Source organism: Akkermansia sp. BCRC 18949 (assembly GCF_045011645.1).
GTDB classification, from domain to species: Bacteria; Verrucomicrobiota; Verrucomicrobiia; order Verrucomicrobiales; family Akkermansiaceae; genus Akkermansia; species Akkermansia massiliensis.
Genome location: NZ_CP123619.1, coordinates 1,390,362 through 1,417,177, shown reverse-complemented (window position 1 = coordinate 1,417,177; position 26,816 = coordinate 1,390,362). Strand labels below are relative to the sequence as shown.

Below are 26,816 nucleotides of genomic sequence, written 5' to 3'. Positions count from 1 at the left end.
GGTATGGAGGGAAAGGAAGGTATCCAGGTTTTTCTGGAATTTGGCGGCGGCTTTGGCCTGTTCTTCCCCCCCGGCGGGATTGGCTTCCGACATCTTGTAGAGGGCCAGCATGGCGCCGGAGACGGATTTGCGGGAGTCCGCTGCTTCCGCCTGCGCGATCAGGGGACGGTCAATGGATTCAAAGTAGGCCACCTGGTTTTTTACCGTGGTGTTGTCAATGAAGGAGCCCATGTACGGGGTGATGACCGCGCCCCCCAGAATGGCCATGATGAGGCCCGCGGCGCCCAGCTTCACTTCGGAACCCAGTCCGCGCAGGGCGATGCCGTAAATGGTGGGGAACATCAGGGACATGCAGCCGGAGATGCCCACCAGCGTCCAGACGGAGATTTCCTTGGGCAGGTACATGGTGCCCAGGCAGCAGAGGATGCCCGCGATGGCAAAGAGGGACATCATGTTGGCCGGGTTGAATTTTTTCATCAGCGCCGTGGTGATGGCGCGGCAGGCGATGAACAGGACGATGGAGAAGATGTAGTAGTTGGAGGCCGCCGCTTCCTGCATGCCGGGGAAGACGGACATGATGTACTTGATGGTCCACGTCCAGACGGCGATCTGCACGCCCACGTAGAAGAACTGGGCCACCACGCCGCAGAAGTAGCGCGGCAGCTTCACCAGCTTCATGAGCTGGCAGCGGTAGTCCGGCATGATGAGCAGGAAGGCGATGGGCCCGATCATCATGATCAGGATCTGCTGCACCATGCTGAATTCAAAGGTGGAGTAGTACTGGAACAGGAAGGGAATGAGGATGAAGGCGACGCACAGGCCCAGGCGGCCGAGCTTGGAGGAAAGGGGCTGCGTGTTTTCCCGGGTGGGCACGCTTTCATCGTCGGACTTGTAGCGGCAGAAGAAGAACCAGATGACGGCGGCGATGGCGACCAGGCCCACATAGGGAACGCACACCCAGAAGAGCTCGTCGCTGACGATGGCGTTCAGTTGTTCCGGGTCCATGGCCTTGCGGGTGTCCATGTCCGCATCATTCAAATGCGCCAGGATGAAGTATTTGGCCAGGAAGATGCCCGTCAGGGAGCCGATGGGGTTGAAGGCCTGGGCGAAGTTCAGGCGGCGTACGCTCGTCTCCTGGGACCCCATGGAGAGGACGAACGGGTTGCAGGTGGTTTCCAGGATGGAGAGGCCGCCCGCCAGCACGAAGATGGCTACCAGGTAAATGTCAAAACTTTGCCCGATGGCGGCGGGTATGTAGCACAGCGCGCCGATCATGTAGAACCCCAGGCCGATGAGCACCCCGGCCTTGTAGGAGAATTCCTCCAGCAGGATGGAGGCGAAGATGGCAAGCACCGCATACGCCCCGTAAAAGGAGATTTGCACCCCTGCGGATTCCGAAGCGTTAATCATGAAGATCTTGCTGAATGCCGGGACCAGGTTGTCCGTCATGTTGTTCAGCAGCCCCCACAGCGCAAAACAGGAGACCAGCATGAAGAACGGCAGCCGGTACTGTTTGGGAACGATCGGCACGGTAGAGGTACGGTTTTTGTCCATATTGCTTTTGTCAATCTCTCACAAGGACGGCGGTGCGTCAATCTGGAAACGGAAAAGAGTCCAGAAATCATCCAACATGTTGACAAATAAAACAAAGCGGTATGTTTGGGTTGGGATATCCTGTCAGCGTTCACGGGAGACCCGGCTTCTTCTTGACTCCTGTTTCCGAGGCGGCTAAGGATGGGCTGATGAAGAAGTGCATTCTTGCCGTTTGTCTTGGGCTGGCCGGTTTTTGGGGCGTTCAGGCGGAAGATTCCCCCGTCGCCAATCCGGAAAAGACGGATGAAAAAAGCGGCGTGACGCTGCCGTCCGGAGAACTGCTGTCAGACCATGTGGCGGAGGCGGAGTTTACGGGTATTATTCACCGCAAGTGCAGGTTCCTTACCTCCCTCTGTCCGGACAAGTGCGACCACGCCAAGGATTTCGCCGCCTTCCGGATTATCAAGTATCTGGATTACCGGAAACCCGGCAAGTACGGGGATGAAAAGCAGGAGCAGCTGATGATCGACGTTAATCCGGCGCACAAGCCCATCCTGCAGGGGGCGGACATCCTGAAAAAGGTAGCCGCCCTGAAGCCGGGGGACAAGGTTGTCCTTCACTGGTCCCATTACTACATGCACCGGGATTCCAGCTCCTTTCCAGAACGTCCCGTGATTTCCATGGAGCCGGCGGCTCCTTCCAGTGGAAAAACGGAGGGTTGAGGACTGGTCTTTCTACAGGCCTCCCAGGCAAGGCTGGACGCGGCGGAAAAGCGTGTGTTAGGAAACAGGCTGGCAATGACGCAGCTCCGGGCAAGATTGTTCCGGTTCGCTGCGTATTGTCCTGCGAAACACACCATAAATACGATGCGTTTACCTTTGAATACATTAACGGGGCTTGCCCTGCTGTGTGCCCTGGGCATGTCTGTTCCCGCTGCCTTGGGTACGGAAAGCTTTGAGCAGGCCAAACACGGCAAGTTTACCACGCTTTCCACCAAGTACGGCCCCATGTCCTGCCGGGACGGCGTGGCGGAAATCGGGGGAGGGGGAAAATCCGGGAAATCTTCCCTGCGGATGTTCGGCGGGCAGGATACCGAACTGAAGCTGGACTTGAAGGATACTCCTTCCAGGGAAGTACGGCTGTCCGCCTGGGCGGAGCGCTGGACCGGACAGGCCCCCTTTGAATTTTCCATTGTGGCCGTAGGGCCCAAGGGGGAAAAGAAGATTTATGACGGCAAGGACATCAGGACGGGCGGCTTCAATACCAGGATAGAGGCCGGCGTTCCCGCCGGAACGCGCTCCCTGGTGTTCAAGCTGACGTCGCCGGAGAACAAGGGGTTGAAGCTGGACGACCTGTTCATCGTGCCCTGCATCCCCATGAAGGTGAATCCGCAGGTGGAGATGGCTTCTTCCGCCTATCCGGTGATGGTGCGCATCCCGTGCAGTCCCGTTCTTTCCCTGAAGGTTCAAACGGACGGCTGTCTTAATCCTCAGTTCCTGACGGCCGTCAATCTGGATTTTACGGGCACGACGAAGCTTTCCGACATTGAATCCGTGACGGTGGTGCGGGGAGAAGAGGCTCCGCCCATTCAGCACGGGGAAGACCCGTTTCCGAAGGATGCCTCCCAGGTACTGGGTACGGTGAAGCTTTCCGGCTCCTCCAGGCCCCAGGTTTCCGTGAAGGGGAAGCTGGAGCTGGACCCCGGCGACAATTACCTGTGGGCATGCGTGACGATGAAGAAGGGCGCCTCCCTGGACGGCAGGGTGGTGGTGCGCCCGGCCAGCGTTGTGGCGGGGAACAAGCTGATGAAGGTGGCCAATGCCGCCCCGGTGGCGCAGCGCATCGGCGTGGCCGTAGTGAAGCACGGGGATTTCAACTCCAAGTTCTACCGCATTCCCGGCCTGGACAGGTCCAGGAAAGGGACTCTCCTGGCCGTTTACGACATCCGTTACAACCATTCCGGCGACCTTCCGGCCAACATTGACGTGGGCGTGAGCCGCTCCACGGACGGGGGCCGCACCTGGTCCGACGTCAAGATCGCCATGGACGATTCCAAGATTGACCCCTCCCTGGGGGCTACCAAGGGCGTGGGGGACCCCGCCATTCTGGTGGATGAAAAGACGGGCCGCATCTGGGTGGCCGCCATCTGGAGCCACAAGCATTCCATCTGGGGCAGCAAGTCCGGGGACAATTCCCCGGAAGCCTGCGGGCAGCTGGTGCTGGCGTACAGCGATGACGACGGCCTTACCTGGTCCAAGCCCATCAACATTACGGAACAGACCAAGGACAAGGACTGGCGCATTCTGTTCAACGGCCCCGGCAACGGCATCTGCATGAAGGACGGCACGCTGGTCTTTGCCGCCCAGTACTGGGACGGCAAGGGCGTGCCGTGGTCCACCATCGTTTATTCCAAGGACCAGGGCAAGACCTGGCACTGCGGCACGGGCGTCAACCAGCAGACGACGGAAGCCCAGGTGATTGAATTGAAAGACGGCTCCATCATGATCAATGCCCGCTGCAACTGGGGCGGCTCCCGCGTGGTGGGCGTTACGAAGGACCTGGGCAAAACCTGGGAAAAACACCCCACCAACCGCACTCCCCAGTTGAAGGAACCCGTCTGCCAGGGCAGCCTGCTTGCCGTGGACGGAGTGCCGGGCGCGGGCAGGGTGGTCCTGTTCTCCAACCCCAACACCACCTCCGGGCGTTCCCACATGACCCTGAAGGCCTCCACGGATGACGCCGGCTCCTGGCCGGAGGACAAGTGGCTCCTTTACGATGCCCGCAACGGCTGGGGTTATTCCTGCCTGGCGCCCGTGGATAAAAACCACGTGGGCGTGCTGTATGAATCCCAGGGAGCGCTGAACTTCCTGAAAATCCCGTACAAGGAGGTTCTCAACGCGGGCAGTGCGCGCTGACGCCGCTTTCAGGTAATCGTTTACGGGCCGTTTCCTTCCGGGAGCGGCCCTTTTTTGGCAGCGGTCTTTGGGTAGGAATTTCTCCAAAGCGCAGGGGAGGGAGTTCAGGTATGAGGGCCGGGAGGACGGAAAGAGAAGCTTGAAACGCGCAGGGGGAGTGAATCTGAAAGAGGCACGAATCAAGCCTCCGTTTCCCGGCGGCGGTGTTTCTTCCAGGCCGCGGGAGTGTGAGTCCCTGGTGGCTGCGCTGCTGGAGCAAGGGCCTCCGGGCCCTTGTAAAAAAGCTTTCTCCGGATCAGCCCTTTTTCCTGTTCCCTGGCCGTCACTCCAGAAAAGAAGCCAGCGCGTCCTTCAGCATGTTCCTGGCGCGGAACAGCAGGCTTTTGGTGGCGGGAACCGTCATGTCAAGCGTCCGGGCTATTTCCTCGTAAGGCATGTTTTCAAAGCGGCGCAGCTGGACGGCCAGGCGCGCCTTTTCCGGCAGGGCGGCAATCGCTTCATCCACGGCCCGCTGGAGTTCCGTGTGCTCCATGGCTTCATCCGGGGCCTGGGAAGGTTCCAGGAACACGGTCATGCCGCCTTCCTCCTCCATGGCGTCCGCGGAGGTGGTGGGCTTGCGCTTCTGGCGGCGCACTTCATTGAAGACCAGATTGCGCAGGATGGTGAACATCCAGGTGGTGAAGCGTGCGGAGGGTTCGTAATTCCCGGCTCCCTTCCAGATGCGGATGAAAACCTGCTGGGCGATGTCCTCCACCTCCGGCCCGTTGTTCAGCATGCGGGCTACGGTGGCGTACACGGAGTTCTGGTGTTTGCGGACCAGCATTTCCATGGCGGAAGCGTCGCCATTCCTGACTCTCAGCATCAGCTGGGCGTCCTCGTCTGGTTCCGCAGGCGGCATGTCTTGTGCTTCGTCCATGAAATTCCCTTCTATAAACCCCGTGTCCGGTGAAAGGTTGCATCCGGAAGGGCGCATGCCCCGGAAAAAAGGTCTATCCCATTTTTCCGCGGCTGACGAGATGAAAACGGGTCTTTCTTCTCTTTCCGCGCAAGGCGCCGGACAAAACGTTTTGCTCCTGCCGATGGCCGGGGACGGCTGAGGGGGTGGAACATTCCGTTCTTTTCCCGGTGGGAAGACGGAGCGTGATGGAAATACGGAGGCCTCCCTCCATGCCGCTCCGGTTTGACAATGACCGGAGGGGCCTGCTAGGGTAAGGGAAAATGAAAGGAAGAAATGCCGGTAAATTGGTCTGTTTAAGGAATCATCCTGAATTCCTTTCCACAGCTTCCGCCTAGTTCGGCTCCAAGTGGGACGTTCCCGTGGAGGCCTATGAGGAAAGCATGAAGGAATGCATGGAAGGGAAAACGGGCATTCCGCAATGGTACGTGGTCATGAATGGACAGGGGGCAATCATTGCGGGAGCCGGAGTGATTGAAAACGATTTCCATGACCGGAAGGATTTAACCCCCAACTTATGCGCGCTATTTGTGGAAAAAAGGCATCGCGGCAGGGGCGTGGCCGCGTCCATCCTGGACTTTGTGCGGAAGGATTTGGCCGCGCTCGGATATCCCCGTCTCTATCTGGTGACGGACCTGGCGGGGTTTTATGAAAAATGCGGGTGGGAACTGCTGACAATGGCGACGGGCGGTCATCATGCCCGGGAACGCCTGTATACGGCTCCCGCCATGGAAACCGGACCCGTTTGACGGGGGAAGGCCGGAACTTCGTTCTTCCAGTCTTCATGCGGGGGCGGGAAAGGATTGTTGCGCCTGGAATAAGGAGGAAAGAAGGGGGGCCGGACACAGTAGGCCCTTCCGGATGGAACGCCCGCGGGAGGACTCTGTTCTTGACAGCATTTCCTGTCTGCCTGATAACTTGATGATACAGATACCCCTAACAGTATAAGGAAACGCCGCAATGAAACAATGCATGAATTCTGAAAATTTGCATCGCCGCCTCAAGAAAATCATCGGACAGGTGCAGGCGATCGACAGGATGGTTGACGAGGACGTTCCCTGTGAAGATGTGCTTGCCCAGCTCAATGCCGCCAAGTCCGCATTGCACAAGGTGGGCCAGGTCGTGCTGGAGGGGCATATCAGCCATTGCGTCCGGGACGGACTGGAGCACGGAGACCCGGAGCAGACCATCGCACGCTTTACCAAGGCGGTCGAACGGTTTGCCAACATGATTTAGCAGGAGGGTTCAAGAGACTTTTTTCAACCGCCATTTCCGGGGATTTTTCCGTCTCATCTTGACAAACCTATACCCCTATAGGTATATAAAACCCGTACCTGCATGGGTATGGAAAGGAGCATCATATGCTGGACCGATTGGAAAAACTGCTGGAATGGGGAGGGACAAGGCGCGACGTCGCGCTGCTGTCCGTTTCCGGATTCGCGCTGCTGTTGAGCATGCTTGATATTGAACCGCTTCCCTTTGGCGTCGCGTGGATAGCCATTGTGCTGTGCGGCGTTCCCATCGTGCTGGAAGCCGTGCTTGGACTGGCGGCGGCCTGGGACATCAAGGCGGATGTGCTCGTTTCCATCGCGCTGGTCGCTTCCGTCATCATCGGGGAGGACTTTGCCGCGGCGGAAATTGCGTTCATCATGCAGCTCGGCGCGCTGCTTGAGAACCTGACCGTGGCCAAAGCCCGGGCGGGAATTGAAAAGCTGGTTCATCTGACCCCGGCTACCGCCCGGAAAGTGGACGGCTCCCGGGAGGAGGTCATTCCGGCGGAACAGGTATGTGCGGGGGACGTCCTCCGCGTGCTGCCCGGAGAGACGGTTCCGGCGGACGGAGTGATTCTTTCCGGCCACACTTCCATCAACCAGGCCGTAATGACGGGTGAACCCCTTCCGGTGGACAAGGAAGCCGGGGACGAGGTTTCCAGCGGAACGGTCAACCAGTTCGGAGCCTTTGACATGAAGGCGTCCAGGGCCGGGGAGGACAGTTCCATTCAGCGCATGGTCCGTCTCGTCCAATCCGCGGATGCGGGAAAGGCCGGAATCGTGAGCCTGGCGGACCGCTGGGCCACCTGGATCGTCGTCATTGCCCTGGCTTCCGCAGGGCTGGCCTGGCTGGTCACGGGCGAACTCATCCGCTCCGTCACCATCCTGGTGGTATTCTGCCCCTGCGCGCTTGTGCTGGCTACCCCCACGGCAATCATGGCGGCCATCGGAAACGCCACCAGGCATGGATTCCTGGTGCGGGAGGGGGATGCCCTGGAACGCCTGGCCTCCGTATCCCACCTCACCTTTGACAAGACGGGAACGCTTACCCACGGGACGCCCCGCGTGGCGGCGGTACGCAGTTTTCTGCCGGACCTCCCCGAACAGGTGCTTTACAGGTATGCCGCCTGCGCGGAACTGCGGTCGGAGCACCCTCTGGGCAAGGCGGTCGTCCGCTGTTACCGGAAGGGAGAAACGCGGGAGCTTCCCCAGCCGGAACAGTTCCGCATGATTCCGGGGAGAGGCGTCCAGGCCGTCCTGGACGGGAGTGAACTGATGGCCGGGAACCTGGAATTGTTCCGGGAAAACGGACTGGAGGTGCCCGGCGAAGTCAGAAGGGCGGCGGAACAGTACCAAAGGGAGGGATGCACCGTGATTTTCCTCGGCATGGAGCGTAAGGCCGCAGGCTTCATCGCCCTGTCGGACACCCTGCGGGAGGACGCCGTCTCCACCATCCGGGAAGTGGCGGAAACCGGGGTGGTTCCCGTGCTACTGACCGGAGACCATGGGAATGCCGCGGCCCATGTAGCCGGGCAGCTCGGCATTGAGCGGGTTTACGCGGACTGCCTGCCGGAGGACAAGTTCAACTGGATTGACGCATTCCAGAAGGAACGGAACCAGGTGTGCATGATCGGGGACGGAATCAATGACGCCCCGGCCCTGAAAACCTCCCATGCCGGAATTGCGATGGGAGGCATAGGCAGTGACATTGCCGTGGACGCCGCGGACATTGTCCTGGTAAGCGACGATATACGGGAACTCCCCCATCTGCTGCGCCTGGCAAGACGCATGATGCGCACGATCAAGTGCAATCTGACGTTTTCCATGGCCCTGAACTTCATCGCCATCATGCTGGCGGTGGGCGGAATATTGAATCCCGTGGCGGGCGCATTGGTCCATAATGCAGGCTCCGTCGTCGTGATCGTCAATTCCGTCTTTCTGCTGAAATGGGGGAGGAAGAAGAGCATGGCTCCCCACGGCGCGGGGGAAACAGCTCCATAACGGGGGAGAGGGGAGTATCGCGCACCCTGCGGACGCATGATATCAAGTTGCCGCATTGGCATGCGGCGCTCCTGCGCCGTGGGTTTGGCACCCGGACCGGAAAACGCTTGGATGGGACGGGAGCCCGTGCTATCTTTTTCCCAAGTTCGGCAGGGGTGCCCAAACAAAGGCTGAGATTGCGGGAACGGCATGCTGTTCCCGCAGAACCCTTCAAACCTGATGCGGATAATTCCGCCGCAGGGAGTTCGATTGAACGGGCATGCCCCGTTTCTCGGGAAGGTCTCGTTTCCGCTGTTCCCCTGCCGGCACAGAACAGCATCCATTCCATGAACGACACCGCCAATTTGACCTATCCCGGCTCCCGACGCATTTATATTCCGGGCCGTCTGCATCCGGACGTGCAGGTTCCCTTGAGGGAAATCCTCCTGAGCGATACCCTGCTGCCAGATGGCACCGCCCACTCCAATGACCCCGTGCGCGTGTACGATTGTTCCGGGCCGTGGGGGGATGCGGCTTATGAGGGAACCCCGGAGCAGGGGCTTCCCGCCCTGCGCGCCGCGTGGATCCGGGCCCGCGGTGATGTGGAGGAGGCGGAAACGGACCAGGGCCGCTGCCTCCGGGCTGCGGGGGGCACGCCTGTGACTCAGCGGCATTACGCCCGCCAGGGCGTCATTACGCCGGAAATGGAATTTGTAGCCATCCGGGAAAACCTGGGCAGGGAAGAAGCGTTCAAGGCGGTGTATGACCGTTATCCGAACGCCAAGAGCCGCCCGGACGAAGCCCGGGAAGTCCTGGAGGCGCTCACCATGATGCCGCGGCCGTCCGAACTGGAGGCGCAGGAAGGCTTCGGCCCCTCCAGCATGGTGGCCCGCGACCGGCTGGACCACCAGCACGCGCCGGAACGCCGGAACGGCTGCCGCATGCCCGCTTATTTTACGCCGGAATTCGTCAGGGACGAAATTGCCGCCGGACGCGCCCTGATTCCCGCCAACATCAACCATCCTGAGTGCGAGCCCATGGCCATCGGCCGCAACTTCCTGGTGAAAATCAACGCCAACATCGGCAACTCCGCCCTGGGGTCCGGCATTGAGGAGGAGGTGGAAAAACTGCGCTGGGCCATCCACTGGGGGGCGGATACCGTCATGGACCTGTCCACCGGAAAGAATATCCACGCCACGCGGGAATGGATCCTGAGGAACTCCCCCGTTCCCATCGGTACCGTGCCCATTTACCAGGCCCTGGAAAAGGTGGGCGGCAAGGTGGCGGACCTGAGCTGGGAAGTCTTCCGTGACACTCTTCTGGAACAGGCCCGGCAGGGCGTGGACTATGTGACGGTGCACGCCGCCCTGCTGTTCCGGTTTGTGAACCACACCGCACGGCGCATGACGGGCATCGTCTCCCGCGGCGGGTCCATCATGGCGCAGTGGAGCATGATCCACGAACAGGAAAACTTCCTTTATTCCCACTGGGATGAAATCTGCTCCATTCTGGCGGCTTACGACATTGCCGTCTCCATCGGGGACGGCCTGCGGCCCGGCTCCGTGGCGGACGCCAATGACTTCGCCCAGCTGGCGGAGCTGGAAGTGCAGGGGGACCTGACCATGCGCGCGTGGAAAGCGGGCGTACAGGTCATGAATGAGGGGCCGGGCCACGTGCCCATGCACCTCATTGCCGAGAACATGAGCAAGCAGCTGGAATGGTGCATGGAAGCTCCCTTTTACACGCTTGGTCCACTGGTGACGGACATCGCCCCCGGCTACGACCATATCACCGGAGCCATCGGCGGAGCGATCATCGGCCAGCGCGGCTGCGCCATGCTCTGCTATGTGACCAGGAAGGAACACCTGGGCCTCCCGGACCGGGAGGACGTGAGGGAAGGCGTGGTCACCTACAAGCTGGCGGCCCACGCCGCGGACCTGGCCAAGGGGCACCCGTCCGCCCAGTGGCGGGACAACGCGCTGGCGCAGGCCAGGTTTGAATTCCGCTGGGAGGACCAGTTCAACCTTTCCCTGGACCCGCAGAAGGCGCGTTCCTACCACGACCTGACGCTTCCCCATGCCAACGCCAAAAAGGCCCACTTCTGCTCCATGTGCGGTCCGGACTTCTGTGCCATGCGCCTGAGCCAGGACATCCGCCGCCGGTCACGGCAGTAGGGGGACCGAAGGCGCGGCGTCACGGCAGCCGCCGGGCTGTCAGGAGCGGGAACGTCTGAAAAAGAATGACAAGGGCAGGGATGGTGCTATGATGCCTTTAAGATGAAGAATTCATTTTTTTCTGTCCTTGGCGTTCTTTCTCTGGCTTCTGCCGTGGTTTGTTCCGCATCTCCCGTCTGGGAGACGGATTGGAGCAAGGCTCTGGAGAAAGCCGGCAAAAGCGGACAGCCGGTGCTGGTTGACTTCACCGGCTCCGACTGGTGCCCGGGGTGTATTTATCTGCGGAAAAATATTTTTGATACGGACGCCTTCGCCAAGTATGCGGGAGACAACCACCTCGTGCTGGTGGAGCTGGATTTTCCCAGGACGGAGGGGAAAATGCCTCCGGAACAGCTCAAGTTTCATGAGGAATTGATGCGCCGTTACGGAATCTCCGTGTTTCCCTCCGTCCTGATGATGGAGGGGAATGGCGCTCCCTATGCCAAAATAGTGGGGCCCTCCAGAACGGTGGAGGAATATTTGAAGAAACTGGAAGCCGCCGGGGAGACGAGGCTGAAGCTGAAAGAAGCCGTGGCTGCGGCCCGCGCGCTGGAAGGAAAGGAAAAACTGGAAAAACTGGTGCAGGCCATTAAGCTGCTTCCGGAGGATTTGCAGCCCTATCAGAAGGAATTGATTGCGGAAATCTCCGTCCTGGACCCGGACGACCAATACGGATTTGCCGGGAAGGCTGAAAAAGCCGTGACCCTGGCGGCGCAGCGGCTCATGATGGAGCAATTCTACAAAAAGCACGCGGGCCCCTTTTCCGCAGAAAAAATCCGCGCGGGACAGGAGGAAGCTCTGCAAATGCTGGAGAAGCGGGACCTCCTGCCGCCCATCCGCCTGGAAATAGCCAAATACGTCAGCGACGGGTATGCGCTGGAGCGCAATTATCCCAAGGCCCTGGAATACCTGAACATGGCCCGTGACGCCGATCCGGAATCTCCGGCGGCCAAAAAGCTGGAGCCATGGATCAACAATATGCAGAAAATAATCAATAAGGAAAAATAAGCCCTTTTCAGGAAGGCATTCCCTCTTCCCGTGAAAAGGAAAACTATATTCCGTCTTTTATTTTAAACAAAAAAATGAACTTGTTGCGCTATGATTGATGAAGGAACCGAACATGCAGAAATGAATACGTCCGCCTACATCAGGGAAGAGGAAGTTAATGAAGAAGACAGCCATTTGCTGAGCTGGGATGAATGGCTGCGGAGGCACGTCGCTCAACTGCTGCTGTTTGCCCGCCAGCAGTCCCGCTCTCCGGAAGATGCGGAGGACATCCTTCAGGATGCCCTGATACGGCTGGCGCGCAAGGAGGCCTCCGGAGAATTTGTGGGAGGGCAGGAGGCATGGCTTTCCTATGTCTTTGCCTCCATCCGGCGTCTGGCGGTGGACTATGGCCGCAAATCCGACCGGCGCCAGAAAAGGGAGGATGAAGCCTGCGCCGCCGAACAGGACGAGGATGTTTATGCGGACCCCTGGTTTTCCAGCGCCGCGGCGGACGAGGAGCTCAAGCAGTTCATGGAAATGCAGCTCAGGAAGCTCCCTTCCAAATTCTCCGAGGTCATTGTCCTGAAAATATGGGGGGAACAAACCTTTCAGCAAATTGCGGAAACGCTGGAAATCTCACAGAACACGGTGGCGAGCCGGTACCGCTATGGCATCGACCTGCTCCGCAAGGCGCTGAGAAACAAAAAAGACCAACTCTAATGCCGCTCCACTCTTATGAAACATGAAACAACATCATCCGCCGCAGGGGAGGAAGGCGGCGGTACTGCCGCCATGCAGCCCCTTCCCGTATCCGATGAACTGATTTCCCGCCTGGCCGGAAGGTGTGAGGAAATCTTCCCCCTGAACGACCGTCTCCGGCATGATGAAATATCCGATGAGGAAATTCATGAGATGGAATCCCTTTTGAAGCGTTTGCGGCCTGCCCCGGTGAGGGTTCTGTTCCGGGAACAATGCTGTTCCCTGATGTGCGCCGAGTCCGAACATGAAATGGAAACCCGGCTGAAAAGGCTTTCCGCCTCTTCCATGCTGGAATTCTCCGTGTGCAAAATGGCGCAGGCCATGGACTGCGCCGGAGAGGCGAAGCAGGAAAAAGCGGTGAAAATCCCCCTGTGGCGGCGGCTCGCCTATATTTCAGGCATTTCCGTGGCGGCTGCGGTGGGCGCCGTTCTGCTGGTTCAAAATACGCTGGTAGCGCCCGGCGGCACGGTGGCCGGAGGGAATGAGGTGGAAGCCGGAGCTGAAAAGACGGAAGCCCCTGTACTGCCCGGGGAAAAGCGGGAGCTGCTGCGGAAACCCACTCTTTTTGAATTGCAGGGCGGAGACGAGCGCGTGCCCGTGATCGCTCCTGCCGTCATCCGTAGAATTCTTCCTGAAAAGGAATATTAAAGGACCGCCGCGTGAACGCCTGTGGGCAGCGCGGTTGAAATTTTCCATTCTGTTGCTGCAAGCGTTCGCGCTCTCCGGTCCTGTTCCTTGTTCCGCGTCTCTGCTTTGTGAAGAAAAAGAAAGCGCCCTGGATGCATGGCGGAGCTCTTTTCCCATGCCCGGAAATAAATGTTCTACCGGGAGGGAAATCTCCCTGCCGGTGGAGGGAAAGGCGTCCGGATAAAGGTCTCACCCAAGTGTGGGTTGGCTTGGCTTTACTCCCGTGATGCGTTCCTTGACGGTCTGCCGACGCTGCGGGATGGAAGGGGACGGGCGGGGACCTGCAAAAAAAATGCACAAATTTTGAACATTGCGCGGACGGATGCTGTATATTATCTCACATGGATATGAAAACCTGTATCTTTCTGACATTGGGATTGCTGATAGGTTCGGGCTCCGGATATTCCATTGACCGGCCCGCAGGAAGTACGGACAACCTTCAGCCGCCGCCCTTGACTCCCTACACGCCGCAGACCAAGCCGCTGCCCTCTTCCAGACCGGCCAGGCTGGGCATTGTGCCCGGCACGGTGCCGCAGGCAGTCGTGGCTCAATTGGAACTCAGCGGATTTCCCGGCGTGCTGGTGACCAAGGTGATGCCGGACAGCCCCGCCGCCAAGGCCGGACTCCAGGAAAACGACGTCATCATCAAGCTGGGGGACATCTCCCTGTCCGGCCCGCGCTCCGTGACGGAAGCCCTGTCTGAAAAAGTTCCGGGAGACAAGATTACGGCTGTATTCTACCGCAAGGGCAAGCGGGAAACGGCGGATGTCACGCTGGACGGCGGAACGCTTTCCGCGGAAGAAATACTGGCGGCCCAGGGAGATCCCCGCACCCAGCCGCGCGTGGTTCCCTCCGTCCGGCGCCAGGCGGTTCCTCCCGCCGGAATGGCCGCACGGCCCAACCTTCCGCAGCGCATTCTGGACATGCAGCAGATGATGGATGATTTTTTGAGGGACTCCGCGATTGATGATTCGCGGATGGATGACATCATCGGCCGGATGAACCTGACCCCGGGAGCGGCCCAGATGCTCCGGAGCCTCCAGAACCTTCACCAGATGCCTATGCCCCCTATGGGCAAGGTGTCCGGCGGAGGGCAGAGCACGTCTTCCGTCCGGATGTCGGACGCCAACGGAACCATTGTGGTTTCTTCCAGCTCCCAGGCGGGCACCACCGTCCATGTGACGGATTCCGCGGGAAAAGTCCTGTACTCCGGCCCCTACAACACGCCGGAGGAAAAGGAAGCCGTGCCGGAAGCCGTCAGGGAACGCCTGAAAAACATAGAAACCAATTTCTGCTTTTAACCTCTTCATGAAACAATGGAGAAATCCATGATCATTATGTTAAGGACGGCTGCCCTGTGTGGGGCAGCCTTTTTCATGCAGAAAAGGGGCTTTTTCCTCTTCTGAAAAAGCGGCGCGTTCCGGGAAGAAAAAGCACGGAACAGCAGCAGGACATCTATTCCACATCCGGAGGAACCGCCGGAAGAAGAGGGAAGGAAAAGAAAGGGGATATCTTGCGGCCTCCCTGTGGGCAGGTCTTGAACTCCTTTTGAAAAGCGGAGTGCGGCAGGAACTACAGAATGCCGGTCAATTTCCGGTACGTCTCCAGCGCGAAGGAATCTGTCATGCCGGAAATATAATCAAGCATGTGCGCCAGGCGTGCGTCCTTCCCTTCGTCATCCTTGGGCAGACCGGTTCCCTGAAGCATGATGGCTACTTTTTTGGACTGTCCGGAGGAAGGATGGTTCACCCACTCCATGAAAAAGTCGATCAGCTCTCCCAGCACCTTGTAGCCCATGGCTTCCACTTCAATCACCTCCCGGGCCTGGTACACGTTCTCAATGGCGTACTGGTACAATCCGTTCAGCGGCGCGGCCAGTTCCGAACGGTCAATCAGGGATTGATCCATGCTCCCTTGCAGAAGCTCCTCTTCATGCTTCATGAAACTGTCCACGGCGGACTGGATGCTCCTGCCGATGGCGAGCGCGCGCATGTAATGGATGCAGGATTCTTTTTCATCCTTCTTTTCCAGCTCCCGGACGTAGCAAAGCTGGGATTCCGTCAGGAAAGGGCTGAATAAATCCCTGGTAGGCTCAAAATCCAGAATGCCGGAAAAATACCCGTCTTCAATATCCGCGATACGGTAGCAGATATCGTCCGCGGCCTCCATCAGGTACGCCAGGGGATGGCGGCACCAGCAAAGATATTTTTCATCAGGCGCGGAACGGGGAAGCAGCCCCAGATGGCCGGCCACGAAGGAAGCCGCCTCCCTCTCCTGTTCCCCGATGCCGAACTTCTTGCATTCAAGCTTGTTGGCTGCCGTCATGCCGCCTTTCCTGACGGCCGCGGAATAGGATTGCGTGCAGGGATACTTCATGAAGGCGCCCAGAACGGCCGCCGTCAGTTTCAGGCCGTTGCCTTCCATCGGATCCCCGGTGCGGGTAAGGATGCGGAACCCTTGGGCATTCCCTTCAAACGGCAGCTCCAGGCCGTGCCGTTTCAGGGCGGTTTCAATGGCGTCCTCCCCGGAATGGCCGAAGGGCGGATTGCCGATGTCGTGGGCCAGGCAGGCGGTGGAAACGATGGTGGCCACGTCGGAAGGCACTATAGGAGCGGGAAGGGAACCTTTCTCCGCCAGCCACTCTCCCGCCAGCATGCCGAGGGAGGAGCCGATGTGGGCCACCTCCAGGCTGTGGGTCAGGCGGGTGCGAACGTAATCATTGCGACCCAGGGGGAAAACCTGCGTCTTGTCCTGAAGGCGGCGGAAAGCGCTGGAAAACAGAATGCGCCCGTAATCCCGGTCGTAATTGCTGCGGTTTTTCTGCGGAGACGCCGTACTCTGGTGCCTGGACCCCCAGCGGGCGTCCGACAAAAGCTGCTGCCAATTCATCATCCCTGACATGGTGAAGGAATGCTACAGGGGAATGCCCGGCTGGAACAGGAGAAAATGGGGGAAGGCGTTCAATAGGTCAGCATCAGCCCCACTCCCCAGTGCAGGTTGTTGTCGTAATTGGTGGAAACGCTGAGATGGGAGGTCAGGATGTAGTGCAGGCCCACGGAATAATCCCGGTCCGTATTCAGGGAAAAGGAAAGGCGCAGGCGGGAGGTGAGCGGGATATCATCCCTCTCCAATTGCAGGCGCACCTTTCCGTCCGTATCAATGCGCGCATCCCCAATCAGGAGCAGGGGCAGCGTATACCGGACGCCCAGGGTGCCGTCCACTTCCCGGTCCTTTTTGGTGGTCTGGCGGAACATGTTGCGTTCTCCGGCCTCACCCTTGCGGCAGGTCCAGTCCACCCCGATGTAGGGGTAAAGCCACTGCTTCTCCCCGATGTACCTGCCCAGCCGTCCTTCCGCCTCATAGCCGCGCGTATCCTTGTAGCCTATTTGCCACTCTCCCTGAACGCTCCAGCGGGTGCCTCCGAACTCCAGGTCTCCGATGTTCCCGTTGGAGGCGAAATCATTGTTCACGGTCAGGTACCACTTCCGGTCCATGTCGTAAACGTGCTGGAGCGCCCGCATGGGGTGGGGAAGCTGCGGATTGGGGGGAGAATCCTCATACGTGAAAATCCGGCCCATGCCGCTCATCATGTGGTACAGGATATGGCAGTGGAAAAACCAGTTGCCGCGCGTCTTCTCCGCCGCGTTAAACTCGATCACCTGGGTGGCCATGGGCTGGATGTCCGCCGTGAACTTGAGCGGGGAAAAATCCCCGTGCCTGTTCACCAGCCGGAAAAAATGCCCGTGCAGGTGCATGGGATGCCTCATCATGGTATTGTTGGTCAGGATGATGCGTACATTCTGCCCTTCCTCGATCATGATTCGGTCCGTCTCTGAAAGAGTCTTCCCGTTGATGCTCCACACATAGCGGTTCATATTCCCGGTCAGCATGAAATGCAGCTCCTTCACGGGAACGCCGGAAGGGAGGTTGGTGCGGGAAGGGGACTTCAGCATGTCATACGTCAGGGTGGTTTCCTCCCCCTCCTCCTGCATGCTGCCGTGGCCTCCACCATGGGAGGAACCGGACTTCATGTCCATCATCCCCATATCTCCGGAATGGGAGGCCGGCATGCCGTGGTGATGCATCTGGCGCATGGAACCGGAATTCATTTTCATCATCTTCATGTTACCGCCCATGGTCATCATTCCGTTCATCTGTTTCATCTTCTTGAAGTAATTCAGCCTGGGGAAGGGGCGCAGCGGCTGCCTTTCCCCATGGCCCAGCCACAGGGATGATGACCCGGAGGTATCCTCCGCCGTCGCCTGGAACTCGAAAGCCCTGCCTGATTCCGGTACCGTCAGGACGACGTCGTAAGTCTCGGAAACCGCAATCATCATGCGGTCCACGTCCACGGGAACGACGTCCTTCCCGTCGCTGGCCACCACGCGGATTTTGCCGCCCGCGTACCTCAGCCAGAAATAGGTGGAGGAAGCCCCGTTGACGATGCGCAGCCTGAGGCGGTCGCCGCCCTTCAGCCGGGGCAGGGAAGCCTGCGAAGAGCCGTTCAGCAGAAAGCGTTCGTAATACACGTCGCTCACGTCCATGGCGTTCATGCGCTTCCATTCGCTGGTCAGCTTGGTTCCCAGGTAGCCGGCGCGCAGAGCCTCCCAGTAGCTCTGCACGCTCCCCTTGCGGATGGAAAACCAGTCCGACCCGGTGTGAAGCTTCCTGTTCACCTCCTGGGGATTCTCGTTCGTCCAGTCGCTCAGCACCAGCGTATACTCCGGCAGGGCGTCCTCCGGCCTGCGCGCCGGGTCGCCGGGCCGCTTGCGGACGACGAACGCGCCGTACAGGCCGCTCTGCTCCTGAAGGCCGCTGTGGGAATGGTACCAGTACGTGCCGTTCTGGATGATGGGAAAAGTATAGGTATGCGTGGTGTGGGGCTTTACCGGCGCGGAAGTCAGGTACGGCACCCCGTCCTGGTCATTGGGCACCAGCAGGCCGTGCCAGTGGAAGGAAGTCTCCGTATCCATCAGGTTGTGCACCCGTATCACCGCGGTGTCCCCCTCCGTAAAATACAGAACGGGGCCGGGAATGCTTCCGTTGATGGTCATGGCCGGGCGCGTGACCCCGGTAAAATTGACCGGAGCGTTCCGGACGTATAAATCGTATTCCACCGTTTTGGCGAATGACGGAGAGAACTGGGCCATCAGGCAGCAGCACAGGAATGGGAAAAAATGGGAGGCGACCTTAAACATGAACAGGAGGAAAGTACTGCCAGAAAAGACCTGTTCATTCCATCTCCGGTTCAAAATGAAACGGATGTGATGTGTCATGCCTTTCCTGGAGCATGAAAGGAGAATCTGGAAACTGGCGCGGGCGGAAATGACAAGGGTGCGTTATTCCGGAATCCGGCCGCCGGAAGCCTGTTTCCGCGCAGCCTTCTTGGGAGGAATGGGCGCGATCAGGAAAGAGGACAGGATAAGCAGGCACCCGAGAGCCAGGAGGAACATATTGGGCTGTTCCCGGAACAGGAGCAGGGAAATCAGCGCCGCCAGGGGAATCTTGAGATTGTTCATGATTGCCAGCTTGACGGGCGTCACCCGGCGGGCGCCGTAATTCCAGAGGAAAAAGCAGACTCCTGAAGCGATGACTCCCAAATAGGCCAGCAGCCACCATTGCATGGCTGAAATCTCCTGCCAGCAGGCCAGCCCTGACGGCAGTCCGGCAGGCAAGGTAACCAGCAGGGCGCCTGCGTAGGCATAGGCGAAGCAGGAAGCTTCACTTCCGCCGAACCAGGAATCCTTCAAGGAAATGTAGGCGATTTGCCCTGCCGCGAAACAAAGGTTGGAAAGCTGTACCAGAACAATTCCCGTAAGTTCGCCATTGCCGGCGGAATACCCTTTCCAAAGGATGCCCGCGCCTCCTATGGCTGCAAGAACGGCCGCCGCCAGATGGAGCGGCGGCAGCTTCTTCTTCATCAGGCCGTTGACCAGAACCACGTAAATCGGCGTAGTGGCCGTGAAAAGGGCGACCTGGTGGGAAGGCAGATAATGGAAGGCTGCGATATAGCAGAGGTACATTCCTCCGAATTGGACGGCGCCTATCCCCATCATCCCCATTGCATGGCTGAAAGGAACCTTCCGGACGAAGGGGAGGAAAACGGCCAGCGAGCCGGCCATGCGCGCCAGCGCGACAAAACTGGCGGGGAGGTCGGACAGGCAGTTCCCCAGCAGTCCGAATGACAACGCCCAGATGAAAGACGTGATCAGCAGCGCAGGCATGAGGGCGGAAGCATACGGAGAAAGGAAAACCAAGTCAATGCCCATGCTGCCGGGAGTATGCAGCGTTCATCAAAAAAGCAATGGCACGGTTAAATCTTCCCAGCCAGGAGGGGTTAAGCTTTTTGCTTATAAGACTGTTTGATCAGGGTAAGGATGTAATCCAGCTTGTCCGCATTTTTGATAGCCAGCTCGTAAGCGCCATTTCCATGATGGCCGATATTGGAAACGTCCCTAGCGAATTTATAGGGGTCTTCCAATTCGCCTTTGGGAAGGTTGATCCAGAGTTTCAGGCCTTGTTTCTGCAAAGCGATATCCGTGAAATTCGAACCGTTGACAGTGAAGGCGACATAAAGCTTGTTGGCCTTGATTCCAACGTTTCCCAAATCGAGAATTTTTTCTCTGAGGCTGTGGTAAACGTCCTGCACCTCTTCCGGAATGGCCTTCAATCGGTCTTGCTCCGTATAAACTACGACTTCCTTGCTGACAGCATTTACGGCGCTGTTTTCCGATGAGATTGTTTTGATGCTTTCCGTTGCGTTGAGCTTTCGGACCTCCTCAAAACTGATGGTTTGATTGCTGTATTTTTTAATCTCCCACAGAGCAATCGGAAGGTCTTTGAAATTAATCGCCTCTTTTTGATAGGGAGTGAAGCCTTGGGAAATGAAAATAACGCGGGATTGGGACCAGTCCACACTATTGCGTTTCAACGGCTCGTTCTGGGATTCGTTGTATTCCAAAATGAAATCAGCCTTGTTGTTGAGCATCACGGAAAGATAGGCGTAACCCTGGTCAACGACGCTGAAACTCTTGTCCTGCTTGTATTCAATGATGACGAAAGCCTTGTTTTTCCTGTCAAAAGCCAGGGTGTCTATTCTCAGTTGATGGACGGAACCGGATATCGTAAATTCGGATTTGACGAATTCCACTCCAAGCAGCGTATTCAAATTAGCTTCCACCAAATGTTGAATTTCCCGTTCCAACTTGAACGGGGTTTCCTTGATTTGGTTCAGTATTTCCAGTTTTGAATTAAAAAGCGGCATTTCAGGAGAGATGGGATACTTGGAGCATGCTATCCTTATAAGGGGTAGATGACAAGACAATCAACATATAGCAAAGAAGGGCTGTTTAATTAATCTCTTCTTGCCTGCTGGATGACCCGAACGCAAAACACCCCGGAATGCTGGATTCCAGGGTGTTTATGAAGATGGTACGCGGTACTGGTTTCGAACCAGTGACCCCATGCGTGTGAAGCATGTGCTCTACCACTGAGCTAACCGCGCATTTGCAGTGCGGGTGGGAATATATCGTTCATGCAGGGGATTGGCAAGGAGTTTTTTGAAGGCAGGTGAAAAAGAGGGAATACTTTCCTTCCGTCAAGATTCCCGGATTCATTCCTCCTGACTGATGTGCGGCTTTGTCCGGATTCCGTTCCGGAAAGTGGGAAGGTGGCTCAATTCCGGCTTGTACAGCATCAACCGTCTTCCTACACTCCGGGCATGAGTTGCACAAGCCCTCCCAGAGCATGGGCCCAGGTTGATACCAATGCGTTGAGGCACAATTTGAACGTCGTCCGCCGCGTGATGCCGGACCACGGCCTGATGGCCATTGTGAAGGCGGAGGCCTACGGGCACGGACTGGAAGGGGTAGTGAAGGCTCTGGATGGTGAAGACTGCGCTTTTTTCGGCGTCGCCACGGTGGCGGAGGCTGGCCGGGTGAGGGATGCTGGGGTGAAGACATGCCCGTTCATTCTCGGTCCCTGTTTTGCCGGAGAACGGGAGGAGATTGTGCAGAACGGCTGGCGCGCCGCCCTTTCCAGCATGGAGGAGGCGGAACATTTCAATTCCCTGGGCGCCCTTTACAACAAGCCCGTCCATGTCCATCTGGGCGTGGATACCGGGATGGGCCGCAGCGGCTTTCTTCCCAGTGAACTGCACGGCCTGACGGAAAAGCTCAAGCAGTTCAGCCATCTGGACCTGGAGGGCGTGTTTTCCCACCTGTCCGCAGCTTCCGACGATATTTCCTTTACGCACGGGCAGATCAGCGGCTTTGCTGAGGCCGTGAACGAACTCTCCCAGGGGCACCAGTACAAGTTCCGGCACCTGTGCAGCAGCGCGGCCGTGTTTAATTACAAGGTTCCCTGCGCCAACATGGTGAGGCTGGGCAGAATCCTGTACGGGTATTCTCCGATGCCTTCCCCATACAACAAGGAGCTGCGGCCCACGATGACCCTGTACAGCCGCATTACCCTGATACGCACGCTGCCGGGCAACCATGGCGTTTCCTACAACCACTGCTATATGACGAAGGGGAGCACGAAGGTGGCTACCATCGGCATCGGCTATGCGGACGGCTACCTCCAGTATCTTTCCAACCAGGGAGCGCGCGTGTATATCAACGGCCAGTACTGCCCGGTTCTGGGCCGTGTGACGATGGACCAGATTATGGTGGACGTCACCTACATGGACCAGGTGGAGACCGGGGACCTGGTGGAGATCATGGGCCCTAATGTAAGCTGGGAGGAGCTGACGCGCCGCGCCAGTACCATTCCCAGCAACGTGCTGACCAGCATCAGCGCCCGCGTGCCGCGGATTTACGTGTAAGGGGCCGCGGGCTGTTTCGCGCTCGTTTGTTTTTTTGACGGGATGGCAGGCACCGAAGCCGCAAAGCTGCGGTGAACCGGTGTTTCCGCTATCGCCTTTAAAGGCGGTGACTCTTCCGGGAGTGAGGGAGTTGTTCCCCTTATGGGTGTTTTTCCTAAGCGGAACAGAGGCTTTTTGTTGGGGTATGCTGTCCGCAGGCTGGAGAAAATTTCCTTGGCTGCGCTCTGGATGGATTTTTAGTTATGAAGGGCGGGGAGGCCGTCATCCCCAGGCTGCCGGAACCGTAAATTCATGGTTAATCAGCATTTCCGCCATACCTCTTGGCAGCCGGAATTTTCTTGAAATGGGAGGTTTTACTTCTGGGAGCGCCTTTTCCAATAGGTAACGGATGCGACGTTTTTCCGCGCTTTTACCGCTGGCGCACCTTGTTCCAGTCCTCCGGCTCCAGGGAGCAGGGGTCCGGGGCTACCCAGTGGCCCGGTTCTATTTCCACAGGGGTGAGATCCGCACCCACCGTTTCCGGATAGGAGGGGTGCTGGATGCGGTGGCCAAAGGCGGAGCCGAGCGGCGGGTTAATGGGGGAGGGAACGTCCCCCGGCAGAGGCTGGTGCTTGTTGGCCCTGGCGGGATCCGGTTCCGGGATGGCGTCCAGCAGCGCCTTGGTATAGGCGTGTTTGGGGGATTGGTAGATGGTTTCCGCATCTGACATTTCCACGATTTTTCCCAGGTACATGACCGCCACGCGGTCGGAGATGTGCTTGACCACCGCCAGGTCATGGGCGATGAAGAGGTAGGAGAGCTTGCGTTCTTCCTGGAGTTCCAGCAGCAGGTTGAGCACCTGGGACTGGACGGATACGTCCAGCGCGGAGACGGGTTCATCCAGAATGATGAGGCTGGGGTTCAGCGTCAGGGCGCGTGCGATGCCGATGCGCTGGCGCTGGCCTCCGGAGAATTCAAAGGGGAAGCGGTCGATGGCGCTGTCCGGCATGCCTACGCGGTCCAGCAGGCCGCGCACCCATTCCCGGCGCGCGGCGGGTGTGCCCATGCGGTGGATGACGAAGGGTTCCGCTACAATCTGGCCGATGGATTGGCGCTGGTTGAGGGATTCCGCCGGGTCCTGGAAGACCATTTGAATATGGGGGCGCAGGGGCCGCATTTTGCGCTGGGAGAGCGTGGCGATGTTTTTTCCGTTGAACTGGATGGAGCCTCCGGTGGGTTTCAGCAGGCGGACGATGCTTTTCCCGATGGTGGATTTTCCGCAGCCGGATTCCCCCACCAGTCCCAGCGTTTCACCGGGGTAGATGCTAAAGGAGACGTCGTCCACCGCCTTGACCCATCCCGCCTGCCGCAGGAAGATTCCTGAGCGGACGGGAAAGTACATTTTCAGGTTGTTGACTTGCAAGAGTGGTTCCGGCATGGCGAGAGAAGGGGAAAAAGGTTAAAGGTTGGCGCAGCGGGGGCAGGCTTCCACGAAGTGGTCCGGGGATATTTCCACGAGAGGCGGCCGTTCCGTGAGTTCTTCCACGGGCACTCCCTGGCGCTGGCAGAAGCGGCAGCCGGGCACAAAGTCCGCAATGGAGGCCACCTGTCCGGGAATGGTGGGCAGCTTGGTCTTGCGCACGGAGCTCAACTGCGGGATGGAGGCCAGCAGTCCCTTGGTGTAGGCGTGGCGGGGATTGGCAAAGAGTTCCCGGACGGGAGCTTTTTCCACCACGCGGCCGGCATACATGACCACCACGGAGTCACAGCTCTGTGCGATGACGCCCAAGTCATGGGTGATGAGGATGGAGGAGGAGCCCATTTCCGCCTGGAGGTCCTTGAGGAGGGACAGAATCTGCGCCTGCACGGTGACGTCCAGGGCCGTGGTGGGTTCATCCGCGATGATGAGTTCCGGATGGCAGGCCAGAGCAATGGCGATGACGACGCGCTGGCGCATGCCGCCGGAGAGCTGGTGGGGGAATTCGTCCACGCGCTGTTCCGGCGCGGGGATGCGGACGCGTTGCAGGAGCTGGATGGCGGCGTCCCGGGCTTCCCTGGCGTTCATTCCCCGGTGGAGCATCAGGGATTCCCCTATCTGCCTGCCGATGCTGTGCACAGGGTTGAGAGCCGTCATCGGTTCCTGGAAGATGACGCCGATGTGGCGGCCGCGGATGCCGTGCATGTCCGTCTCCTTCGCCTGGACCAGGTCACGGCCCTTGAAGAGTATTTTCCCGTCCAGGATTTTCCCCATGGGCTGGGGAAGCAGGCGGACGATGGACATGGCCGTGACGCTTTTGCCGCAGCCGGATTCCCCCACGATGCCTACGCAGGTTCCCTTGGGAACGGTGAAGCTGACGCCGTCCACCGCTTTCAGCAGGCCGGATTCCGTCTCGAATCCGGTGACCAGGTTCTTGATTTCCAACAGGGGTTCGCTCATTTGTTATTTCTCCGTGGCAGAGGGTTCCAGCGGGCCGCCGTTTTCCGGGATGACGGGAACGGACGGCAGCTTGCCGCCACCTTCCTTGTTGTCCAGGCTGTCGATGGAGTCCATATAGCGGTACTGGTCGTATACGGTGTCCACTTCCTCGAAGGTTTTTCCTTTCCGCTTGGCTTCCATGGTTTCCTTTTTGACGTCGTTGTCTACCCAGTACAGGTAGCTTTCCATCGGGTCAAACACGACCGGATGGCAGAATTGCGTGGTGGCGCTGTTCGGCCATTTGACCCAGCGCCAGTAGCCCAGCCTGACGAATTCCGTGGTCCAGCAGGGGACCCACAGGGCCTCGTCATGAATTTTCTGCTGCACCTTCCACGTGGCCTTTTGAAGCTCGTCTTCCGTAGCGGCGTTCGTTTCGTCGTCCAGCAGCTTGTCCATCTCCTTGTCCGCATAAGCGCAGATGTTGTTGGTATAGGTGATGAGGCTGCCGCGTTCGTCATAGGCGTAGCGGGAGTGGAAGCCCTGCTCGTTCATCGGGTGGGGCGGGGTGAAGCCCCAGGCCATGAAGGAGGCCTGGACGCGCTTTTCCATGATCTTGCGGAAGGCCACGGTGGAGTCCAGCGGGTCCAGCTGGATTTCCAGGCCGCACTTGCGGGCGTCTTCCTTCAGCTTGCCCAGCGTGGAGGCCAGGGAGGGGGAGGAATTGGGGAAGGTGATGGCGGCGGTGAGCCGGGTGCCGTCCGGCTTGCGGAGGATTCCGTCCGGGCACGGGATGGTGTATCCGGCCTTGGCGAAGCAGGCGCGGGCCTGTTCCGGAGAGTAGGGGCGCGCCTTGATGTAGGGGTTGGTGAATTTGCCGAAGCCGGAGTTGTAGGAGTTGAGCCGCTGGTAGTCCCCGCGGAAGGTGATGTCAATGATGTTCTGGATGTTCAGCGCATGCTGGAAGCCCAGGCGCACGTTGAGGTCATTGAAGGGGGCCTTGGAAGTGTTCAGGAAGAGGCCGTACGGAGGCCGGGGGTAAATGGTGAAAAACGTGCTGCGGTTGATATAGCCGTTGTGGACTTCCGGGATTTCCATGCGCTCATGCCACAGCTCCGGCTTCGTGATGTTCAGCACGTCCAGCTCCCCGATGCGGAAGAGTTCAATGGCCTTGGACGGTTCCGCGATGAAGTTGTACACGATCTGGTCCACGTTATACATGTACTTCGTGAATTTCTTGTCCCTGGCCCACCAGTCCGGCACGCGCTGGAGCGTTACCTGGCGGCCGCGGATGATGCCGTCCGGCTTCACCACGTAGGCGCCCGTGGTGGGCGGTACGCGCCACTGGTAGCGTTCCACGTAGCTGGGGCCGAATTCGCAGTAGAAGTGCGGCGGGGAAGGGATGAACAGCGTGCAGTAGAACGGGAGCAGCGGCTTGGCGAAGGGGAGGGTGATGGAGAAGCGGTTGTCGTCGTAGATGGTGATGTTGGACGCGTTCTGGTAGAAGAAGTTGTTGTAGAAGACGTCCCGGCTGTATTCCGAGGTGCGGATGTACATGTTCACCAGCAGGTCGATGGCCTTTACCTTGGCTCCGTCCGAGTAGCGGGCGTCCGGGTCCAGTTCAAAGTAAACAGTACGCCTGTCTGCGGATTCCGCCCATTTGTGGGCGATGCCGGGGATGATTTTTCCGGTGACCGGATGAATGGAGACGAGGCCGATGATGATTTCATCATACAGCGGGCCGCGGAAGCCGCTGTTGCTGTTCGGGCCGTTGGGTCGGAACGTGTCCGGGTAGGACCCCGGAGCCCATTGGCGCAGCACGCCGCCTTTTTTGGCGTTCGGGTCGCCTATTTCCGGATTGTCCAGCCCGTCTTCCCATTTCAGGTCCTGGGGGATGTCCGCCGGAGTCTTGAATTTGATGTAGTCCCCTTCCGTCTGCCTGCGGTGGATGACGGACAAGGCCGCTTCATCAGCAATGAGCTTGCTTTGCAGCTTTTCCCTGATTTTGGGGTCTTCCTCCTTGAAGAATTTGTCCCGGAGTTCCCGTATTTCCTTCTGCTTGGCGGCTTCTTCCCGCGCCAGCCGGTCATTAATCTGCTTGTTCCACCGTTCCGGGAAGGAGTCAAATCCCGGAGGGAGCGTGCCGAAAGGCACGTTCGGCTGCCAGCCCACTCCCTGGGATTGGGAGGAATCCTTGCAACCGGAACCAACTGCCAGCAGAAGGGACAGCGTCACGGAGGAAAGGATGGTGCGGAGGATGGCGGACAGCTTGAGCATGGGTATGGCGGAAACAGGAGTCT

18 protein-coding genes, 1 tRNA gene, 2 pseudogenes and 1 riboswitch are annotated in these 26,816 nt (G+C 58.7%); of the genes and pseudogenes, 11 read left to right on the top strand and 10 right to left on the bottom strand.

Annotated elements, in window-relative coordinates:
- Positions 1-168: 168 nt before the first annotated feature.
- Positions 169-1,554, bottom strand: a pseudogene (locus P8A25_RS05870) (sugar MFS transporter); the annotation flags it as partial.
- Positions 1,555-1,742: 188 nt separating this feature from the next.
- Here P8A25_RS05870 and P8A25_RS05865 point away from each other — a divergent pair.
- Both P8A25_RS05865 and P8A25_RS05860 read left to right on the top strand, forming a co-directional pair.
- On the top strand, positions 1,743-2,255 hold the full coding sequence (locus P8A25_RS05865; protein WP_102728156.1) for a hypothetical protein: 513 nt from the start codon (positions 1,743-1,745) through the stop codon (positions 2,253-2,255).
- Positions 2,256-2,399: 144 nt separating this feature from the next.
- Positions 2,400-4,448: a sialidase family protein gene (locus P8A25_RS05860; RefSeq protein ID WP_180973611.1), complete on the top strand. Its 2,049-nt coding sequence runs from the start codon at positions 2,400-2,402 to the stop codon at positions 4,446-4,448.
- A 322-nt stretch (positions 4,449-4,770) separates the two neighbouring features.
- On the opposite strand, the gene P8A25_RS05855 is transcribed toward P8A25_RS05860, so the two are convergent.
- Complete coding sequence (locus P8A25_RS05855) at positions 4,771-5,364, bottom strand: RNA polymerase sigma factor (RefSeq protein ID WP_022398380.1); 594 nt, start codon at positions 5,362-5,364, stop codon at positions 4,771-4,773.
- Positions 5,365-5,666: 302 nt separating this feature from the next.
- Between P8A25_RS05855 and P8A25_RS05850 the strand changes: the two are divergent.
- The 8 genes and pseudogenes from P8A25_RS05850 to P8A25_RS05815 all read left to right on the top strand — a co-directional run bounded on the left by P8A25_RS05850 (position 5,667) and on the right by P8A25_RS05815 (position 14,601).
- Positions 5,667-6,152: pseudogene (locus P8A25_RS05850) on the top strand (GNAT family N-acetyltransferase).
- A gap of 211 nt (positions 6,153-6,363) precedes the next feature.
- Complete coding sequence (locus P8A25_RS05845; protein WP_022398378.1) at positions 6,364-6,639, top strand: metal-sensing transcriptional repressor; 276 nt, start codon at positions 6,364-6,366, stop codon at positions 6,637-6,639.
- A gap of 125 nt (positions 6,640-6,764) precedes the next feature.
- Positions 6,765-8,675 carry a cation-translocating P-type ATPase gene (locus tag P8A25_RS05840; protein WP_215443320.1) on the top strand — a complete coding sequence of 637 codons (1,911 nt, stop codon included), beginning with the start codon at positions 6,765-6,767 and terminating at the stop codon, positions 8,673-8,675.
- Positions 8,676-8,816: 141 nt separating this feature from the next.
- Positions 8,817-8,936: riboswitch (TPP riboswitch) on the top strand.
- Positions 8,937-9,001: 65 nt separating this feature from the next.
- Entirely contained in the window at positions 9,002-10,828 is a 1,827-nt protein-coding gene (gene thiC / locus P8A25_RS05835) for a phosphomethylpyrimidine synthase ThiC (RefSeq protein ID WP_215443321.1), read from the top strand.
- Positions 10,829-10,930: 102 nt separating this feature from the next.
- Positions 10,931-11,875: a thioredoxin family protein gene (locus P8A25_RS05830; RefSeq protein WP_215443322.1), complete on the top strand. Its 945-nt coding sequence runs from the start codon at positions 10,931-10,933 to the stop codon at positions 11,873-11,875.
- Between the two features lie 120 nt (positions 11,876-11,995).
- Positions 11,996-12,574 carry an RNA polymerase sigma factor gene (locus tag P8A25_RS05825; RefSeq protein WP_240454321.1) on the top strand — a complete coding sequence of 193 codons (579 nt, stop codon included), beginning with the start codon at positions 11,996-11,998 and terminating at the stop codon, positions 12,572-12,574.
- Positions 12,575-12,589: 15 nt separating this feature from the next.
- Entirely contained in the window at positions 12,590-13,261 is a 672-nt protein-coding gene (locus P8A25_RS05820) for a hypothetical protein (protein WP_215443323.1), read from the top strand.
- Positions 13,262-13,647: 386 nt separating this feature from the next.
- Positions 13,648-14,601 (top strand): S1C family serine protease, encoded by a 954-nt coding sequence (locus tag P8A25_RS05815; protein WP_180971671.1) that lies wholly within the window; start codon positions 13,648-13,650, stop codon positions 14,599-14,601.
- A 271-nt stretch (positions 14,602-14,872) separates the two neighbouring features.
- On the opposite strand, the gene dgt is transcribed toward P8A25_RS05815, so the two are convergent.
- The 5 genes from dgt to P8A25_RS05790 all read right to left on the bottom strand — a co-directional run bounded on the left by dgt (position 14,873) and on the right by P8A25_RS05790 (position 20,804).
- Positions 14,873-16,192 (bottom strand): dGTP triphosphohydrolase, encoded by a 1,320-nt coding sequence (gene dgt / locus P8A25_RS05810; RefSeq protein WP_180975952.1) that lies wholly within the window; start codon positions 16,190-16,192, stop codon positions 14,873-14,875.
- Positions 16,193-16,260: 68 nt separating this feature from the next.
- Positions 16,261-18,498, bottom strand: a complete 2,238-nt coding sequence (locus P8A25_RS05805) for a multicopper oxidase domain-containing protein (protein WP_102726410.1) — start codon at positions 18,496-18,498, stop codon at positions 16,261-16,263.
- A 141-nt stretch (positions 18,499-18,639) separates the two neighbouring features.
- Positions 18,640-19,524: an EamA family transporter gene (locus P8A25_RS05800; protein ID WP_146018191.1), complete on the bottom strand. Its 885-nt coding sequence runs from the start codon at positions 19,522-19,524 to the stop codon at positions 18,640-18,642.
- Positions 19,525-19,637: 113 nt separating this feature from the next.
- Entirely contained in the window at positions 19,638-20,564 is a 927-nt protein-coding gene (locus P8A25_RS05795; protein ID WP_102726348.1) for a DUF5655 domain-containing protein, read from the bottom strand.
- Positions 20,565-20,729: 165 nt separating this feature from the next.
- A tRNA-Val gene (locus P8A25_RS05790) sits at positions 20,730-20,804 on the bottom strand.
- 216 nt (positions 20,805-21,020) lie between these two features.
- Between P8A25_RS05790 and alr the strand changes: the two genes are divergently transcribed.
- Entirely contained in the window at positions 21,021-22,124 is a 1,104-nt protein-coding gene (gene alr / locus P8A25_RS05785; protein ID WP_215443324.1) for an alanine racemase, read from the top strand.
- A gap of 409 nt (positions 22,125-22,533) precedes the next feature.
- On the opposite strand, the gene P8A25_RS05780 is transcribed toward alr, so the two are convergent.
- Genes P8A25_RS05780 through P8A25_RS05770 form a run of 3 tightly spaced genes read right to left on the bottom strand, consistent with a single transcriptional unit; the run spans position 22,534 to position 26,793 of the window.
- Positions 22,534-23,541: an ABC transporter ATP-binding protein gene (locus P8A25_RS05780; RefSeq protein WP_022398365.1), complete on the bottom strand. Its 1,008-nt coding sequence runs from the start codon at positions 23,539-23,541 to the stop codon at positions 22,534-22,536.
- Between the two features lie 21 nt (positions 23,542-23,562).
- Positions 23,563-24,540, bottom strand: a complete 978-nt coding sequence (locus tag P8A25_RS05775) for an ABC transporter ATP-binding protein (RefSeq protein ID WP_215443325.1) — start codon at positions 24,538-24,540, stop codon at positions 23,563-23,565.
- A gap of 3 nt (positions 24,541-24,543) precedes the next feature.
- Positions 24,544-26,793 (bottom strand): extracellular solute-binding protein, encoded by a 2,250-nt coding sequence (locus tag P8A25_RS05770; RefSeq protein WP_022398363.1) that lies wholly within the window; start codon positions 26,791-26,793, stop codon positions 24,544-24,546.
- Between the last annotated feature and the right edge of the window lie 23 nt (positions 26,794-26,816).